We start from the raw sequence: 15,591 nt of genomic DNA on the forward strand, positions 1-15,591 counted from the left end.
TGGGAAAGATTTTAGCCGTCTACAGCCAATTTTTTGCGGTTCAAAAATTGTAGGCGGTGTAGACGGTCTATAACTCAATTAGTCATTAGGTATTGGGCATTGGTTGGAAATATCAAAGTATTTGAAGCTTGATAACCAATTCGCCTGTAAAGCTTTGCCTACAGCCTGTAGACGGACTGTAGGCAAACTGTAGGCAAACTGTAGACATTACTGCGACCACCTCCAGCCCAAGCGATCGCCATTTCCTTGTACTTCCCCCAGTCCCCTATCAGCCATAGAAGCAAAGATGATCCGCACTTCGTCCGGCTGCATACCATCGAATAGTCGGCTAGCTCGGCTGAGATGAGCGGCCTTTAAAACCTCTCCTGGGTGCTGTTGACCCCAGTTAAGGATAAATTGCTCATACTCGTTCATGACCGAGGATTGCGATCGCGCCTCCTCATTTCCCCCGCCGGAGTTTTCCACAGGTGCGCTCGTAGTAGTTCCCCAGTTGCTAAGGTCAAGCTCACAAGGGCAGTCATCGACCATAAACCGCTTTTTACCACCTGCCTTTAACCACTGCTCTAGTTGAGGATCTTTAAGTTTAGTCCTGGCGTAGTCGCGCCCAAACTGCCCCAAACGGACGAGGCAGAAGCAGCTGTAAAGGGTGTCCTTGTCACCTTGTAACCCAAAGTTCTCTGCGGTGTCGTTTTGGGCCAGCGCACAAATGAATTGTTTGTATCGCCTGCCCCGTTTGGCGTGACGTTTGATCCAGGGGGTGGAATTGTCGCATTCATCCACCAAAACGGGGAATTCTTCAGCAATCATGAATCGCTCCCGACCGGTAATCGCGTTATCTCCCCCCTCTCCGCGAAGCTCCACAAGCTCCTCTAAGGTTTTGAGGTCATTACCCATCGCGGTGTCTATGGCTTTGAAGTTGCCTTTGCGGCCAATGACATCGGCTTGATCCAGCCATGCCCAATCATCTGGTTTAGCGTCGCTGTCGTAGACGATGACCCTGCCACCGATTTTGGAGGATAGATACTGGGTAAAGGTTGACTTCCCGTCGCCAGTTCCACCGACTAAGGCGACGTGTTTTTGTTTTTTCTGGATGTACTCAACTGGATCTGTAATCAGATTCTCTGGTTTCCAGTCTTGGTCAAAACTGCCTACGGTCAAGGCTAACTGTGCAGTGGTCTGTGTCTGGGTTCTAGCCAAAGCTTGAAAGTTAAGCCTCGATGCTCGGTCAATATCGCCTAGCGACTCCCGCAGTAATTTCGCTGTTTGGCGATGTCTGCGCCCGACTTCCAAAGTGCCAACTGATGCAGCCAGAACCCAAGTTTTACTCTGTCTGGGCAGCGAAGCACCCAAGGATAGCAGTCCGACGGTGAGAAGCAAGCTTCCCCAAGATGACCACTTTGCATAGGCGTACATTTGCAAGTGCTGATGTAACTGTGATGGGTGTAAGTTTTCAGTCATCACTATCCCTCACGTATTCTTGAGCCTGCTTTACTACCCTCACTTCAGCTTCCGTGGCCCCAATAAGTGTATTGTCTGGGTAATACTCGCTCAGAATACTAGCAGCATTCTTGGCTAAGTCTTGCGGACACCAAGCATCGGTCAAAACGCTGATAATCGCTGACTCAATATCTTTTTTACTCATAACCCCAGTAACACCCCCACAAATATCAATCCAAGGCGGATCAGCAAGATCGTCTCAATCTCTGGAATGGCTTGCCTGAGATAACAAGCGATAACGCCTGATAACGCCAACATAACCATTACTCCCCAACGAATAAAGCTAGGCAGGGGAAGCGATACCCAGCTGCTGCTAAAAAGCGCCGGAATCGTTAGAGATGCTGTGAGGTCAAAAGCCAAGTCTGCCAGATTGTCTGGCAGTGCGATCGCATTCCTCCATCCTTTTTTAAATTCCTCTAACCGTGACACTTGGGCTGTACTAGCGACTGGGGAATAACCCCGATCGCTGGGAACCTCTACGACTATTTTTTGCTCATCTGCCATACTGCACCTCGATTTTGAGGTAAAACGGGCAATTACTTTCCTGCTTGAGCAGCGCGGCGATCGCAATTACTAAAGCCGCTGTGGTGCAAATTAGGATCACTGCTTGATTCACTCCTGCTCTTGCTCCTCTTCCTTTTCGCGGATTGCTTTCCAGGTTTGGGGGTAAGTTTTCTTACTCATCCGGCGACTTTCTGCCTGGACTTCTGGTGGTTGTTTCTTAAGTTCTTCAGAAATTGCGATCGCGGCAATAAGCCAAGGATTAGTAGTATTATTTTCAGTCATAATTTTTGACCCCATCGCTGTACTGCCCGTAGCCGCTTGTATGAGTGAGTCTTTCCGAGATGCGGTTAATTACTGGGTTTTCGCTTACAGGTAGCGGCTTTCCCTCAATGTAAGCGGCTGAGATTTCGGCGCATTCCTCAGCGCTTGCGCCATTGCCTAGTAGCTGTCCCTCTGGGAACCCTGCGCGGTGAATTTCGTTACTGGGATTTGGCTTTTGAGTCATATAATTTTTGGAGTGTGGTTTCATTGATGTGCCGCATCTGGCGATCGCGTATCTGTGCGGATGGCGATCGCCTTTAAAAATCGGCTTTGGTGGCAGTAGTGCTGTTAAAAAGGGTTACAAGCCATATCTGCCAAGTTTTTCGCCTTGTTGGGCTAACTTCGATTGGTTGACGAGTATCAAGGCAAACTGCCCGTCCGTCATTTAGTTTGACGTAAAGGCTTTTCCCGGTTTTTGACCGAGAAAACAATTGACCGGGTTCTAAAGTTCCAAAGCCTACCTGAGTTCTGCCTACTACATATTCAGCTTGGTGAGAATCAAATCCCTCTGAGAGCGGATCGTCTGCCATCTCTTTCCACTCTCGTGGTCTGCCTTTGCGATCGCTCTTGTTGGTGGTCGATCTGCCGTTAGTAATGGCTCGATCTGTTATCTGTTGGTCGGTCATAGTGGGTTACAAATACCTCATGAGTTGGTCGATAGTGCCTCATTAGTTAGTCACGAGTGCTTCATTACTTGGTCGATAGTGCGTTAATAGTCACTCAATAATGTTGGTTGTTTTTGGTCGTCAATTGCTTGTATAGCAATAGGTTGAGCGTTTTTTACCTCTTCCTGTTTGGTAGTTTTTTTCTCTCCTAGCAACCAACTTGCGATTTCTACTCCCAGAAATACGAGGTGATATTCGTCGAGAGAATCGCACACAGCAATGATTTGTTCGGGAATGTCCTCAAAGCAATATTCTTTATGCTGGTAGGCGATTGATGTCTGTTCCCTCAGTGCCAGGAAGATTAGACTGTTTAACCCAGTGGCTTGAGCGCGGTTAAAGTTCTGCTCAATGTGGGTAATGATGTCAACTGGTTTTATGTCTGTTAGATTCATGTCGTCTACTCTTTCAACGTTATTTACTTGCCGATTGTTTTTGGGATATCCAGGGCACTTGCTCTGGATTTTTAATGGCTGCTAACCCCGCGACGCTACGACTTACGGGTAAAGACAGTTGTTAATGAGACATTTAGCATGGATGAAAGCTACGTGTTCAACCGCTAACCCCGCGACGCTACGACTTATGGGTAAATGCAGTTGTCAGTTGTCAGTTGTCAGTTGTCGGTTGTCAGTTGTCGGTTGTCACTTTCCCCTAGCAGGTCTTTGGTATTTGCTCAGTGCTGGCAGGCTGCTATCTCTGTCTGGTTTGGGGTGGTATATCTTAGTTTTGTTCACACATAACTAATGCTAGTATAATGTACGAATGAAACCTGTCAAGCATTCTATTCGTACAAAATAAGTTTCGTTCATACAATAAAATGGGGGTGTTGTTGTGGTATACGCGAATGGCCAGACCCAAGAAACTAGCAGAAGACTCTATGCGGGCAACTTTTTGGATCAGCGAGAAGGACTGGGAGGACTTCAGGCTTCAAGCCGAAGCTATGGGACTGAATCGCTCCGATCTAATCAGGTTAATAGCTCAAAGGAAAATCCCCTTGGGCGAACAAACGAATACAGAGATACTCCTCCTGGGAAAATCCTAGAGCGGCTCAAATTGATCGAGGGTAGTTATCTATCGCATCTCAAGAAACTTGAACAGAAACTAGAATGCCAGCTAGATGAAACTAGGGGTGAAGAGGAAAGCTTTAAAGCTGCTATTCAAGAACTTGAACAAGAAATTTACAACTTGGTATCCACCTCAGACAGGTTAGAGCCGCCTAACCAAAATAACGGACACAACGAATAAAGCCGTCCTGCCTACTCTGGCAAGGACGGCTTTCTCATGGATATGTCGCCTACTGTCTGTTTAGCAGGCGACGCATCTGTGATTATTAGGGGTCTAATTGCGATCGCAGGTCATCCAGTGGTGACTCTAGCTTGTCCTCTTTCTGAGCGGACTCTTGCAAAAAAACCTCTGGGTTGTCAGGGATGAATTCTAGTCGTATACGAAATCGTCCTTTCTGCCAACCTCCGCCTGTTGTACGCAAAATCTCACACTCTCGCCCTTGGTCGAAAAACCATTGAGACTCAGCGCCCTTGTTGTTACTGTTCTTGTTTGACCATTGCTCTATTCCTTGAATTAACTGACCAAGCTTTGTCATTTTCTCCATGCCATAGTCTGCTGTCGTTAATGCGACAACATCATCAGTGGTCAACCCCAACCTACTGTTAGGGTCTAATCCAAATTTTTCGATACTCATTTCGACATTCTCTTTCGGTTAACAAAATGGCGGATCAAGCGCCAACTCGATCCGCCTTTCCTAAGTTTTCCCAATGCCCAATGCCCAATGCCCAATAACCAATGCCTATGTTTGGCTTCGATGGTTCTACCAAAGCGATCATTCATTTCCTTGAACAAATCAGGGACAACAAAGAAGGCGACAAGCTTACCCACAAGGAAGTACGAGCTTATGGAAGGCTGATGTTAAATCTGCTGCCTAATTTGCAAGTCGATAATGACGAACAAATCCAAGTCCTGCTTGCTGCCATGTCCAGTTCTGGGCTGCCACACTACGATCGCTCCTTCGCGGCGGAACAGATTCTCAAATTGCTCCAGGAGCAACAGCAACGTAAACTCGATTGTCCTGATGGATTTTAAAAGTGAGTGCGATCGCCAACTTCAAATAACAGTTAACAGATACTTATTATCCTGTTAATTAATCAAAAAAAAAGCGGCAAGAGCCGCTAACTTACAAAATAAAAACTCGTTTTTTATTACTTATGACAACAATTTTAGCATCTTTTCGGAGGGTAGAACAATGATTTTATCTACTCCTCAAGCAGTCGATACCATTGCATCTCACCATTGGGAAGAATGGCAATTAAGTGGTGTATCTGCAAAAATAATACAGCGAAATGTGAGAACCTTATATGACTCTAGAGAAGTCGATAAAGTTCTAAATCGCAATACAAAATCCAGACAAAAACACTCGGAGCATTTAGTACCTTGCTGGATGGTTTCAGGGGTAAATCCACTGACAGGAGAAAATACATTAGAAGGCGTACAAGCAAAACCAGATGTCTCACCATTAGGCAAAGATGGAAAAGTAAACAAGTATTTGGGAGCCGTTGGTTATGGTGCTTCTCCCTTATTTTTGGATACAGGAGTCGAGTATTGTTGGCAACAAGTCCTCGCTGACAAATCAATCCCTATAATCATTACCGAAGGAGCTAAGAAAGCAGGTGCAGGGTTAACCATCGGACTCCCAACCATATCTATACCTGGTGTATCGACTTGCCGAAAGATGGGCAGACTTCACTCATGGATAGAAGCCTTTGCTGGATTTGGAAGAACTTTCTACCTATGTTTTGACGCTGACATATTACATAAACGTCCTGTCCAGCAATCCTTAATCAACATAGCCAGAGATTTAGCCGCGACAGGTTCAAAAGTTATGGTAATTAAATTACCATCAATTGAACTTAAAGGCATGGATGACTTTATTGCTGCTAAGGGAGAAGAAGCTTTCAAGCAACTAATAGAAGATGCCCCAACCATTGAAGAGTGGAAGAAGGATTTAGAGGAGCAACGTAAAAACGACACAGAATATGATGACGAGGAACGCACATCAAAAGTTTACCGTGCCTACAAAATCATCAGAGATGGATGGGGCGACAATCTCCGGTTAAACCAACTAAAAAACATCATTGAACTGAACGACCAAAAAATAGAGTTGAATCAATTGCGGCTAGGTATAGCACGGGAGTTTGACATGGATGTGCAAATAGGAGATGGACAGGCGATTGTTGAGGCGATCGCATCTCAAAATGCTTACCATCCAGTAGTTGAATATCTAGATGAAGTTGCCGCTAGATATAGTACAGTTGACCCCTCAATTCTTGACAACTTAGCAACTAAATACTTCGGCACTGACGACCCACTTCATAACATTTACCTGAAAAAAATGCTGATATCAGCCGTAGCTCGGGCCCGTCGTCCTGGATGCAAAGTTGATACCGCGTTGATCCTGGTAGGGGAACAGGGCATAAACAAATCCAGCTTTTGGCGTGAGCTTTTCGGGCGGGACTGGTTCACCGACGAACTCAGCGACGGCAACGAGAAAGACGAGCTTATGAAACTGCATAAGTTTTGGGGACTGGAAATTCCAGAAATCGAACACATGTATAAGAGAAAGGACATCAGCAGCATCAAAAAATTTATGTCTTCCAGTGTTGATGCCTTCCGCGCTCCCTACGGACTTGAGGTAAAAGAGCATCCCCGCGCTTGTGTCTTGGTCGGAACAAGTAACGAGACAGAACTTCTCAACGACCCCACAGGCAACCGACGATTTTGGATTATCCCTGTAACAGACGACATCCCAATTGATATCGAGCAGTTAGTCCGAGAGCGGGATTTAATCTGGGCATCTGCCAACGCCCTTTACGAGAAAGGATACCAGTGGTGGTTATCACCAGCCGAGTCAAAAATTCACAACGAAGCCAGCAAAGACTTCCAATCCGTTGACCCCTGGACAGATACAGTATTGGCTTACGCTCGGCAGCAAGGAGAGACAACCACCTCTGAAATTTTGAGAATAGCGCTAGGAATTGAACTCGGCAGACAGGAGATGCTTTACACCAAAAGAGTTTCAGCGATTCTCCGATCCAATGGCTGGGAGCAATATAGACAAAAAATTGGTAATAGTCGCCCCTGGGCTTGGCGATTGAAGTCATCGTCAGAAAACCAAAAAAGTTTGGGTAACAAGGCGGATCAAGGCAGATCACCCGGATCACTTTTCCAGAATTTTGAACTTGAGACTGAATTAGAAAACCAAAAAAGTTTGGGTAACAAGGCAGATCAAGGCAGATCACCTGGATCACTTCCCCAAAACCTCCAAAGTGATCCGCCTAGCACTCAACAGAGGCAGATCACACCTGAACCCTTGCAACAAGAGACTTTCGAGCATTGTGATCCGCCCGTGATCCGCCTTGATCCGCCTACTTTACCCAACTTTTCTGAAAATAATTTTGTTGTACAAGCGGAAGGAACGACGACTGACACAGAAACCAGAAACGAGAGCAGCGCTATCACTTGCCCAGAGAAATGCAGCTATTACAAAACATTTGAGGGTATTAAACCTTTCACATTCAAAGTAGAGTCAGACTTTGGAGCGGTTGAGGTCAGCGCCGAACCATATCACCGATTCCAAACAAGTGGTGAGAGTAAAATCTGGTTGATATTCAAGACACCGGACGGGCAGGCATTAACTAAGAGCATTAAGGCAACCCCAGATAAAAAGGTGCTGCCCAGGCTGGCTAAAGAATGTGGTGTCATTCAACAGTGGGAAGAGAAGGTAAGGAAAGATTTCAGTTCCAAGGTTGAAAATGCAAGCTATAAATTTAAGGTGCAGATTCTCGGAGATGATGACTACGAGTGGATTGAGGGTTGCATTCTCAAAACTATGCCCAATCGCCCCTCTGTTAGCCATTTCATCTTTACAACTCCGAAGAAGACAGTTGTCACTTCTCACTTGGGCGAATTTGAGGAGATGTAGGCAGGCATAGTAAAACGCGATCGCCCTTGTACCTTGAGCGATCGCGCCGAATAGCTTTGAATACGACCTTCAGGGCATTCGCTCTAGAAGTGTTTGTCACTGCGATCGTTTTTAAAGATTGTATAAATTATTTTATTAGCAGATTCAGTACAGATACTTATATTATCTGGACTGAATTTCCGATGACTTCTTGTTTTGCCTGTCTCCAGGGTTAAATAGGTATACTTTTTAGCTTTCAAATATTCAATATCACTGTAATTTAGTCATAGCAACACATACGGTAAGTGAAACTACTTCCTCTTTTACATAAAAGTGGAACATTTACAGAAAATTAGAACCCGCATACAAAGGATTTATTCACTTATCAATCCGTTGTATGACCACAGAACCTACACTAGTTCAAATTTTTGGGGCAGGGGCTGTCCAAGACAGTGCCAGCTTAACTATTCAAAAAGCAGCGTTGACTGCTGTAGGTTTGACAGCTAGCTCAAACAATAGTGCTGAATCATTGCTAATTGCACTTTTACTCGTAGCTAAAGAAAACCTGACACCAGAAAATCACGATATTAATCTCGATCAATCGGTGACAATCACTAATGGGGTTATCCCATCATTTGTGGCACGCGGGACAAGCCAAATCCAATATCGCCAAGATACTTTTACCGTAGCTGTTGAAAAACCAGAAGGTTTAATAGTTATTGACCCAGATGATTATTAATGGCTTTTTCAATTTTAAATCTTCAACAAATCTTTGGGGAGAATGCCACACAGGATATTGACACTTTGATAATTAAAAAAAGTGACCTTATTGGGCTGACAGCTTCTCCTTCAAACACGGCTGAATCTTTATTAGTTGCCATTCTACTACGCGCTAGTTATGCTTTTGAAGGAAGTATCGGGGATGAGCATGGCAATAAATTATCTGATGAGCATGGCAACTCAATCGGCTACAGCTATAGAACATTTTATGAGTTTCTTAATGTTTTTATTTGGGAGCCAAAATATGTTGTTAGGGATGAAAATCAACTTTTTATAAAGGACACAATCGTTGCCGAATCCTATTCAAATCTCCCAGCTTGGGAGTGAAAAATTACAACCTGATGACACTGATTTAATACCCATTCAGCAGGCTGATGGTATTACCAGACATATATCAAAAGAAAATCTGTTTGCTAATTATGCCCCAATATCACAAGCGCCCTCCGGCTCTCAATACATTCACTTGCAACATACAGTAGCTAGCGGACAGGGAAGTGGAGGTAAACAAAGCGTTCAGTGGACAGCTAGACCAATCAATACAATCAAGTTCGATCAGACTGGTTTGGCGCTACTGAGTAATAACACTATTACCCTCCCTGCGGGGATTTATGTTTGTGACGCTGTAGGGCAGTTTTATGATTGTGGACTTATCAAGACAAGATTGCAAGATGTCACAAACGATGCAACATTAGGGCGTGGTTATTTTACCTACACTAATTGGGGTAGTATGATGTACCTCATTCCCTTAAAAGCCATATTCACTTTAGCTCAAAGTACTGATATTCAATTACAGTATTTTCAGGCTGGAGGTAATTACGACGGTACTTATAACATGGGTGCGCCGTGGTCTTATCCAGGCGTACCGGAAGTTTTCGCAGATATTATATTAGCGAAAATAGGATAGTTCTATGAGTTATTGTTTGGTTGATGACACTGCCGCATTACTTACCTATACTGACGGCGACAATATTACCAAATCAGTAAAGTTTGTGGGTGCTATGCCGATAGATGTAGAAGTTAACAACATTAACAAAGAACACTTTTTTAGTAGTGGCAACGCTCCACTAAACCACTTTGCACCAGGCAGCATAACAGCAGTATCTTGTATTGGTAATTTTAGACAAATTGCCAGCAACCCATCTACAGAACTGCCATGTACTTATATTTTGGATAATGCTTTGATTACTGATAATCGCATTACAGCAGAGTATGACAGTCTCTATAGTGATAATAGCGGCGACATGGATTTTACAGTTTCTTATATTTCAACCGAAAATATTATTCGTGCATTTCGTAATGGAGAAATAATTTATAAGGATGTTAGAAAAGCTCCCATTACTTTTAAGGTTGATTGTATTAAAGATTCTTGTCCTGATGGATATTTAAAGTGTGAATCCGATAATTATCCCGGATACTGCTGCATTTCCTGCTCCGAACTTAAATCAACTATTGCAAATATAACTGCTTCTGTGAGGAATAAATAATATGTCCGGTCAATCTTTAGCTTCTGTTTTAGGAGCAAATGCAACTCAAACTAGTTCTACAGTAACAATTAGCAAGGCTGACCTCGCATCTGTAGGATTAACTGCCAGTGGAGCCAATGATGGTGAAGCAATATTTGCAGCAATAGTTTTATTAGCGAAACAATATCTGACAAGTTCTAACCAAGTTGCAATTCCGGCAATTCAAACAATTATTAATGATGTAGCCCAACCATCCTATGTAACTCGCAATGGGCAACTTTATAAGCGAGATAGCATGACTATTGCCTTTGATAAAGCAACTACAAATCCAGTACTAGACCCAGACGATTATTAATATTTATGGCTGATTGTTGTTCTCAGATAAGTTCCCAATTGTCAGCGTTGCAAGCAGCAGTTGCAAATATTAAAGGAGTTAATGAAGATGCAATTGTGCAACGAGTTTTAGGTATTGTTCAGCCGCAAATTAATTCTTTAAAATCTCAAGTGGCTGATGTTTACCGTCAAATAGCCCAAGACGCGATCCAAATTGGGAATCTTGAAAGCGAGTTGCACGATTTAGAAGCAAAATTAATTGCTTTTGGGGCGGCAATTGCTGGATTAGTAGCCATTGCCGCCGCGCCGCTCATTGCCGCAGCACTTGAAGGTGTGTTTGCAGCGATCGCTGCTTTAGGGGCTGAAGTCGCTGCTGCTGTGGCATCGGCTGCTGGTCTTCAGGCTGAGATCGTTGTTTTAGAAGCTGAAATTGTGGGAATTGGGGCGACTGCTGGAAGCGCCCTAGCCCTAGCTACTGCTGCACAAGGCGAAATAGTCGTTTTAGAAGCTGAAATTGTGGGAATTGGGGCGACTGCTGGAAGTGCCTTAGCCCTAGCTGGAGCTGCTGAAGGTACGGCTGGAACCGCGCTAGCCCTAGCTGGAACTGCTGAAGGTACGGCTGGAACTGCGCTAGCCTTAGCTGGAACTGCTGAAGCGACGGCTAACTCTGCATTAGGAGCAGCGTTACCAGCATTAACACTGGCCCAAAAAGCAGACTTAACAGCAGATTCGGCATTAGGCTTGGCTGTAGCAGCTGAAGGAACGGCTGGATCAGCTTTATCAATTGCCGAAATTGCTCAAATTCTTGCTGGCACTGCTGAAGAGACAGCTATTGCAGCAGGCTCTACGGCATCAACTGCTTTATTTACGGCTGAAACAGCTATGGCTGAATTGCAGCCAATAGCAGCACAAGTAGAAGCTCAACAGGTGGAGCTTGCATTTTTAGAACCACAAGTAAAAGTGGCCCTCAATTTGGGAACTGTAGCCGAAGGGGAAGCCGCCGCCGCTCTTGCTGCTGCTGAACTTGCCGAAGGTACAGCAGCGACAGCGCTTCAACTTGGCACTGTAGCTGAAGGGGAAGCCGCCGCCGCTCTCGCTACAGCAGAACTTGCGTTAGCGACAGCAGAAACATCACTTGCTAAACCAATTATTCCAGGCCCTCCAGGACTTCCAGGAGAGCCAGGGGCACAAGGTGAGCCAGGGGCACAGGGAGAGCCAGGGCCACAAGGGGAACCGGGAATTCCATTGCCTCCATTGCAAGGACTTCCAGGAGAACCAGGGCCGCAAGGTGAGCCTGGCCCACAGGGAGAGCCAGGACCACAAGGGGAACCGGGAATTCCATTGCCTCCATTGCAAGGACTTCCAGGAGAGCCAGGACCACAAGGAGAACCTGGCCCACAGGGAGAACCTGGCCCACAGGGAGAGCCAGGGCCACAAGGGGAACCGGGAATTCCATTGCCTCCATTGCAAGGACTTCCAGGAGAGCCAGGGCCGCAAGGAGAACCTGGCCCACAGGGAGAGCCAGGGCCACAAGGGGAACCGGGAATCCCATTGCCTCCATTGCAAGGACTTCCAGGAGAGCCAGGGCCGCAAGGAGAACCTGGCCCACAGGGAGAGCCAGGGCCACAAGGGGAACCGGGAATCCCATTGCCTCCATTGCAAGGACTTCCAGGAGAACCAGGGCCGCAAGGTGAGCCTGGCCCACAAGGAGAACCAGGGACACCAGGAGAAGTAAACGTGACACCAGAAGAAATTACTACTGCAATAACGGCTGGAATAGCAGCAAACTTTCCTCCGATCGCAGGCGAAATATTCTCACATAATTGTGTGACTAATCAAACTGAAACTTACCCTTATGGAGGTTTGGGGCTGTATGGATTACAAGCACAAATTCAGCAGGTTAGTAATCAATTAGAATCAGTCAGCAAAACAATTTGCAGGACTTACAGAATTATGGGTGGTAATGACTGGTTTGAAGGAGAAAATCTTAATCTAAGATTTAATCCAGAACAAACTATAAAATCACAAATAAAAAGTTGTTACCAAGAATCTGCAACGCCTCAAGCTGATATTACACCTCAAACAGTTCAAGTTCAGAACTTGCCACAAATGCTTTATAGCCTTCAAGCTGTGACGTGGCGTAGAGAGGGGTTACATAAATTACCTATTAATGCGGCTCCTAGCCTGATGCCAAATATTACTCGTAATCCAGCAACAGGGGATATTTTAAATATTAGAGATTGGCAACCTCAAGAATATCAAAAAATATCTGATAGCGTCAGTTTTAATGCTTATCAGCTAGGTCAATTCAAAGCTTTTATGGGTGAATTCCCACTTACTATTACTATTAATACGGAGGAAGGAGAAAAACAGATTTATATGGACAATGTGAGTGATGCCCTAGCAGAATTAGCAGGTATTAGTTTGCTAACGCATAATGATTTAGAAATTAATACTCAGTTAGGAGTAAAAACCTTAATTGAAGTAGGAGCAACAAAAAATTCATCACTCATTACTCAAGACATAGCTTTTGCTAATGCTAAATATTTGGGATATCAGCTTAACAAGGTTCCTAAATCAGTTAAAACTCTATTTACACCAGGTGAACAAGATATCAAAGCCTTCCTTAAAGAATCAGATCAGCAAATAATTACCTACACACACAGAAACGGGCATCTAGAACATAAACTCAATACCTTGCTAATTAGCGCTGGCATCACTAAAGCTGCACTAACTGGTTTTGCGGCTCCAGGTGATGATGTTATGGGGAGCATAATCGCTAAATCTGCACTAGGCCAATTTACAGAAAATGCTGATGATTGGAGGAAGTTTTTAGAGTTACTTAATTCTCCACCTGGTGACATGAAAATTGATGGTATTCCTCAGCTTGTCATTGAAGACATTACCGCTAGAGTTCAAGAACACTTAAGCAAACTAACATGAAAATTAATCCAGATGGCAGCATTGATTTAGAACCTGGTAAAGATTATGTGCAAGTAGGTCAAACTACTCAATATCACGGTGCAAACCGTTGGTACAAAAAGCGTACATTCTCTAGCCAGTATGCTGAATCATCTGGAAGTGATGGGAAAACTTTACTAGGTAAATTGTTAGGCGGACTTAAAAGATTAGGTGGTTTCGCTCTCTCAATTGCTAATGCTTTAGGAATCCAAATTAGTTGGACTTCATTATGGCAATTCTGCCAAATGACATCTTATACAATTTATAACTTTGATTGGAATCAGTCAGATGAACAACTAAAAAGTCAAATTGAAGCTATTAATGGGATGATAGCTAATCTTGCAGGCTATATATTAGGTGATGTATCTATTCGTGTGGTAACAGTTGCAGTTATCGATGGGGTTCCCATCCGCTACCCAATAATTCCAGCAAGATTAGCTGTAGAGATTGCTAGAGAGAAAATTGCTGTTATTAAAGGAGACATCAAACATACAGCAGGTAAAAATATTGAAAATCAATTTAAATTTGGTATTCAATTAATTGGTCAATTAGGAGCGCAAAACCTTTTTTATCAATCAATTTTATCGCTTCGTAGCTTAAAAGCATTCGGTTTAGAACCAGTAGAAAAATCTGGTGAACGTTGGTCATTTGCAACAGAAGTTGACAAAAGAATTCAAAGTATTAAACCAAAAGTTCTTCAAGAGTTTGTTAAAGGATATCTTGGAGGGTTAGAAAATGCGTTTTGGGATCAGGGATATATCTTATCTATGGGATTAGATGATATTTGGGCAATGGACGATTTAAGACACGAAGTAAACGACGGCGACCAAAAAGCTGTACGTATTAACCCAGATCCATAACATGACAGGATTAGTAAAATCTCAAGGTGATATTGTAATTTTCGGTAGGCAGCGAGATATAAAGCTAGCTATTCTTCAGGCTATTTCTGCTCAACGCCAAATCTGGAATAAAGATGTAGGGCAAATTGTGGGGATGCCCACCGAAGATTTACCACGAGCCAAGCACATGGATCGGAAGCTTGTGGTACTTTTTAAATCTGTAGAAAAACCACCTTGGCGAATTAATGGGATTAACCCTAAAAGTGTGGATTACAGTATTCCAGATTGTAAACAAGGGCTAACATACGAACAAATAAAAGAAATATGCCGCGCTTTTACTTGGGGCAAATTTCGCTGTACGGCTTTTTTAGACAATGCCCGACAGATGGCAGTATATGCGGCATCAAAGGAAGAAGCTGAGGAAGTAATGCAACGGCTTGTGACCCTTTCAACTGCTCAGATTATTCGTCTCAGTGTGACTGAAGAAATTAAGGTTAATGTCAACCAGATTAAAATAGCAACTCGCGTTTACCCTTGTTATGCAACCTTGGTTACTGAACCAACTGATATTTTAGGCGTACCTGTTGGGGGAAAACAAGCTTATAAACGGAGACGACGCAGGCTTGACCTTTACCGACAACCAACTGATTTATCACCACTGGGTTAGATGTAACAAATATTTACATACCATTTTTACCTAGACGTTTTAATGGACTAGTCAGATTTTCCACCCATAGGGTGGTTACATCCCTAATAGCTTATAATCCTTGTGCAGTAAGCGGTTTATCTGCCTATAAATTTACTCTTGTCATTCAGTTTCTACATATCATAATTTGTAAAAAGAAATACAAATTAATTACTGATATGACAGCTAGAACCGATCTAACTTTTCAAGAGCTTGAGACTGCCCTTGCTGCTAATGGATTGACAAATGCTCTTACTGTAATTTCTGGGAAATTATACGTTGATATTAGTGTAGTTAACGGCGTTACCGTTGCGGATCTAACTGTTGAAGGAGTAGCGGAACTTTTATATAAACTTCGTATTGCTGCTGGCAATGCTCAATCAACAGTTAACGCTGCTCTTTCAACTGGTGAACAATTGGCTTCTTACCCTCCTTTCAGTTATGGCCCGCCAATAAGCGGCAAAGTTTCAGTTACTCATGTCTCTACTTTCTTGATTCCTCTCAATGAAAATACAATTACTTCTCCTAACGTTTAATTGACTTGAAAAAACGTTTAGTTGGTTTGAACAATAAT

The 15,591-nt window shown here is 43.7% G+C and carries 22 protein-coding genes; 12 read left to right on the forward strand and 10 right to left on the reverse strand.

What is annotated here, in order from left to right:
- Nucleotides 1–207 precede the first annotated feature (207 nt).
- From NPUN_RS08405 to NPUN_RS08430, 8 genes are all read right to left on the reverse strand, one after another.
- Entirely contained in the window at nucleotides 208–1,458 is a 1,251-nt protein-coding gene (locus tag NPUN_RS08405; protein ID WP_012408347.1) for a P-loop NTPase family protein, read from the reverse strand.
- Nucleotides 1,451–1,642 (reverse strand): hypothetical protein, encoded by a 192-nt coding sequence (locus tag NPUN_RS08410; protein WP_041565273.1) that lies wholly within the window; start codon nucleotides 1,640–1,642, stop codon nucleotides 1,451–1,453. The genes NPUN_RS08405 and NPUN_RS08410 overlap by 8 nt, the downstream gene beginning before the upstream one ends.
- Nucleotides 1,639–2,001, reverse strand: coding sequence for a hypothetical protein (locus tag NPUN_RS08415; protein ID WP_012408348.1), 363 nt, complete (start codon nucleotides 1,999–2,001; stop codon nucleotides 1,639–1,641). Before NPUN_RS08415 ends, NPUN_RS08410 begins: the two co-directional genes overlap by 4 nt.
- Nucleotides 1,991–2,113 carry a hypothetical protein gene (locus NPUN_RS44040; RefSeq protein WP_272913955.1) on the reverse strand — a complete coding sequence of 41 codons (123 nt, stop codon included), beginning with the start codon at nucleotides 2,111–2,113 and terminating at the stop codon, nucleotides 1,991–1,993. Before NPUN_RS44040 ends, NPUN_RS08415 begins: the two co-directional genes overlap by 11 nt.
- Nucleotides 2,110–2,283 carry a hypothetical protein gene (locus NPUN_RS41665; protein ID WP_167315591.1) on the reverse strand — a complete coding sequence of 58 codons (174 nt, stop codon included), beginning with the start codon at nucleotides 2,281–2,283 and terminating at the stop codon, nucleotides 2,110–2,112. Before NPUN_RS41665 ends, NPUN_RS44040 begins: the two co-directional genes overlap by 4 nt.
- Nucleotides 2,276–2,506: a hypothetical protein gene (locus NPUN_RS08420; RefSeq protein WP_041565274.1), complete on the reverse strand. Its 231-nt coding sequence runs from the start codon at nucleotides 2,504–2,506 to the stop codon at nucleotides 2,276–2,278. Before NPUN_RS08420 ends, NPUN_RS41665 begins: the two co-directional genes overlap by 8 nt.
- Nucleotides 2,507–2,579: 73 nt before the next feature.
- Nucleotides 2,580–2,948: a hypothetical protein gene (locus NPUN_RS08425; protein ID WP_012408350.1), complete on the reverse strand. Its 369-nt coding sequence runs from the start codon at nucleotides 2,946–2,948 to the stop codon at nucleotides 2,580–2,582.
- Nucleotides 2,949–3,031: 83 nt separating this feature from the next.
- On the reverse strand, nucleotides 3,032–3,379 hold the full coding sequence (locus tag NPUN_RS08430) for a hypothetical protein (RefSeq protein ID WP_012408351.1): 348 nt from the start codon (nucleotides 3,377–3,379) through the stop codon (nucleotides 3,032–3,034).
- A gap of 436 nt (nucleotides 3,380–3,815) precedes the next feature.
- On the opposite strand from NPUN_RS08430, the gene NPUN_RS08435 reads away from it, so the two are divergent.
- Nucleotides 3,816–4,229, forward strand: coding sequence for a hypothetical protein (locus tag NPUN_RS08435; RefSeq protein ID WP_012408352.1), 414 nt, complete (start codon nucleotides 3,816–3,818; stop codon nucleotides 4,227–4,229).
- Between the two features lie 85 nt (nucleotides 4,230–4,314).
- Here the strand turns inward: NPUN_RS08435 and NPUN_RS08440 are convergent, their stop codons facing one another.
- Nucleotides 4,315–4,683 (reverse strand): KGK domain-containing protein, encoded by a 369-nt coding sequence (locus NPUN_RS08440; RefSeq protein ID WP_012408353.1) that lies wholly within the window; start codon nucleotides 4,681–4,683, stop codon nucleotides 4,315–4,317.
- A 101-nt stretch (nucleotides 4,684–4,784) separates the two neighbouring features.
- Here NPUN_RS08440 and NPUN_RS08445 point away from each other — a divergent pair, with 101 nt between their 5' ends.
- Both NPUN_RS08445 and NPUN_RS37415 read left to right on the forward strand, forming a co-directional pair.
- Nucleotides 4,785–5,081 (forward strand): hypothetical protein, encoded by a 297-nt coding sequence (locus NPUN_RS08445; RefSeq protein WP_012408354.1) that lies wholly within the window; start codon nucleotides 4,785–4,787, stop codon nucleotides 5,079–5,081.
- A gap of 160 nt (nucleotides 5,082–5,241) precedes the next feature.
- Entirely contained in the window at nucleotides 5,242–7,977 is a 2,736-nt protein-coding gene (locus NPUN_RS37415; RefSeq protein WP_012408355.1) for a VapE domain-containing protein, read from the forward strand.
- Here the strand turns inward: NPUN_RS37415 and NPUN_RS44045 are convergent.
- On the reverse strand, nucleotides 7,943–8,077 hold the full coding sequence (locus NPUN_RS44045; protein WP_272913956.1) for a hypothetical protein: 135 nt from the start codon (nucleotides 8,075–8,077) through the stop codon (nucleotides 7,943–7,945). The two genes, NPUN_RS37415 and NPUN_RS44045, sit on opposite strands and share 35 nt — an antisense overlap.
- Nucleotides 8,078–8,353: 276 nt before the next feature.
- Here NPUN_RS44045 and NPUN_RS08455 point away from each other — a divergent pair, with 276 nt between their 5' ends.
- The 9 genes from NPUN_RS08455 to NPUN_RS08495 all read left to right on the forward strand — a co-directional run bounded on the left by NPUN_RS08455 (nucleotide 8,354) and on the right by NPUN_RS08495 (nucleotide 15,553).
- The gene (locus NPUN_RS08455; RefSeq protein ID WP_012408356.1) at nucleotides 8,354–8,695 is read left to right on the forward strand and encodes a hypothetical protein; all 342 of its coding nucleotides are present in this window, start codon (nucleotides 8,354–8,356) and stop codon (nucleotides 8,693–8,695) included.
- Nucleotides 8,695–9,063 carry a hypothetical protein gene (locus NPUN_RS08460; protein WP_041565276.1) on the forward strand — a complete coding sequence of 123 codons (369 nt, stop codon included), beginning with the start codon at nucleotides 8,695–8,697 and terminating at the stop codon, nucleotides 9,061–9,063. The genes NPUN_RS08455 and NPUN_RS08460 overlap by 1 nt, the downstream gene beginning before the upstream one ends.
- A complete protein-coding gene (locus NPUN_RS08465) occupies nucleotides 9,026–9,640 on the forward strand; it encodes a hypothetical protein (RefSeq protein WP_012408357.1) in 615 nt (204 codons plus the stop codon). The genes NPUN_RS08460 and NPUN_RS08465 overlap by 38 nt, the downstream gene beginning before the upstream one ends.
- A 16-nt stretch (nucleotides 9,641–9,656) precedes the next feature.
- Nucleotides 9,657–10,220 carry a hypothetical protein gene (locus NPUN_RS08470; protein WP_148220269.1) on the forward strand — a complete coding sequence of 188 codons (564 nt, stop codon included), beginning with the start codon at nucleotides 9,657–9,659 and terminating at the stop codon, nucleotides 10,218–10,220.
- Between the two features lies 1 nt (nucleotide 10,221).
- Nucleotides 10,222–10,554, forward strand: a complete 333-nt coding sequence (locus tag NPUN_RS08475) for a hypothetical protein (RefSeq protein ID WP_012408359.1) — start codon at nucleotides 10,222–10,224, stop codon at nucleotides 10,552–10,554.
- Nucleotides 10,555–10,559: 5 nt separating this feature from the next.
- Nucleotides 10,560–13,475: a collagen-like protein gene (locus NPUN_RS42490; protein WP_012408360.1), complete on the forward strand. Its 2,916-nt coding sequence runs from the start codon at nucleotides 10,560–10,562 to the stop codon at nucleotides 13,473–13,475.
- Complete coding sequence (locus tag NPUN_RS08485) at nucleotides 13,472–14,353, forward strand: hypothetical protein (protein ID WP_012408361.1); 882 nt, start codon at nucleotides 13,472–13,474, stop codon at nucleotides 14,351–14,353. The genes NPUN_RS42490 and NPUN_RS08485 overlap by 4 nt, the downstream gene beginning before the upstream one ends.
- Before the next feature lies 1 nt (nucleotide 14,354).
- A complete protein-coding gene (locus NPUN_RS08490; RefSeq protein ID WP_012408362.1) occupies nucleotides 14,355–14,999 on the forward strand; it encodes a hypothetical protein in 645 nt (214 codons plus the stop codon).
- Between the two features lie 197 nt (nucleotides 15,000–15,196).
- Nucleotides 15,197–15,553 (forward strand): hypothetical protein, encoded by a 357-nt coding sequence (locus NPUN_RS08495; RefSeq protein ID WP_012408363.1) that lies wholly within the window; start codon nucleotides 15,197–15,199, stop codon nucleotides 15,551–15,553.
- The last annotated feature ends 38 nt before the right edge of the window (nucleotides 15,554–15,591 follow it).

The organism is Nostoc punctiforme PCC 73102 (genome assembly GCF_000020025.1).
Taxonomy (GTDB): domain Bacteria; phylum Cyanobacteriota; class Cyanobacteriia; order Cyanobacteriales; family Nostocaceae; genus Nostoc; species Nostoc punctiforme.

What these genes read in the sequence shown, in the direction of transcription:
- NPUN_RS08405 (WP_012408347.1), bottom strand. Translation starts at nt 1,458, where the DNA reads ATGACTGAAAACTTACACCCATCACAGTTACATCAGCACTTGCAAATG.
- NPUN_RS08410 (WP_041565273.1), bottom strand. Translation starts at nt 1,642, where the DNA reads ATGAGTAAAAAAGATATTGAGTCAGCGATTATCAGCGTTTTGACCGAT.
- NPUN_RS08415 (WP_012408348.1), bottom strand. Translation starts at nt 2,001, where the DNA reads ATGGCAGATGAGCAAAAAATAGTCGTAGAGGTTCCCAGCGATCGGGGT.
- NPUN_RS41665 (WP_167315591.1), bottom strand. Translation starts at nt 2,283, where the DNA reads ATGACTGAAAATAATACTACTAATCCTTGGCTTATTGCCGCGATCGCA.
- NPUN_RS08420 (WP_041565274.1), bottom strand. Translation starts at nt 2,506, where the DNA reads ATGACTCAAAAGCCAAATCCCAGTAACGAAATTCACCGCGCAGGGTTC.
- NPUN_RS08425 (WP_012408350.1), bottom strand. Translation starts at nt 2,948, where the DNA reads ATGACCGACCAACAGATAACAGATCGAGCCATTACTAACGGCAGATCG.
- NPUN_RS08430 (WP_012408351.1), bottom strand. Translation starts at nt 3,379, where the DNA reads ATGAATCTAACAGACATAAAACCAGTTGACATCATTACCCACATTGAG.
- NPUN_RS08440 (WP_012408353.1), bottom strand. Translation starts at nt 4,683, where the DNA reads ATGAGTATCGAAAAATTTGGATTAGACCCTAACAGTAGGTTGGGGTTG.
- NPUN_RS08445 (WP_012408354.1), top strand. Translation starts at nt 4,785, where the DNA reads ATGCCTATGTTTGGCTTCGATGGTTCTACCAAAGCGATCATTCATTTC.
- NPUN_RS37415 (WP_012408355.1), top strand. Translation starts at nt 5,242, where the DNA reads ATGATTTTATCTACTCCTCAAGCAGTCGATACCATTGCATCTCACCAT.
- NPUN_RS08455 (WP_012408356.1), top strand. Translation starts at nt 8,354, where the DNA reads ATGACCACAGAACCTACACTAGTTCAAATTTTTGGGGCAGGGGCTGTC.
- NPUN_RS08460 (WP_041565276.1), top strand. Translation starts at nt 8,695, where the DNA reads ATGGCTTTTTCAATTTTAAATCTTCAACAAATCTTTGGGGAGAATGCC.
- NPUN_RS08475 (WP_012408359.1), top strand. Translation starts at nt 10,222, where the DNA reads ATGTCCGGTCAATCTTTAGCTTCTGTTTTAGGAGCAAATGCAACTCAA.
- NPUN_RS42490 (WP_012408360.1), top strand. Translation starts at nt 10,560, where the DNA reads ATGGCTGATTGTTGTTCTCAGATAAGTTCCCAATTGTCAGCGTTGCAA.
- NPUN_RS08485 (WP_012408361.1), top strand. Translation starts at nt 13,472, where the DNA reads ATGAAAATTAATCCAGATGGCAGCATTGATTTAGAACCTGGTAAAGAT.
- NPUN_RS08490 (WP_012408362.1), top strand. Translation starts at nt 14,355, where the DNA reads ATGACAGGATTAGTAAAATCTCAAGGTGATATTGTAATTTTCGGTAGG.
- NPUN_RS08495 (WP_012408363.1), top strand. Translation starts at nt 15,197, where the DNA reads ATGACAGCTAGAACCGATCTAACTTTTCAAGAGCTTGAGACTGCCCTT.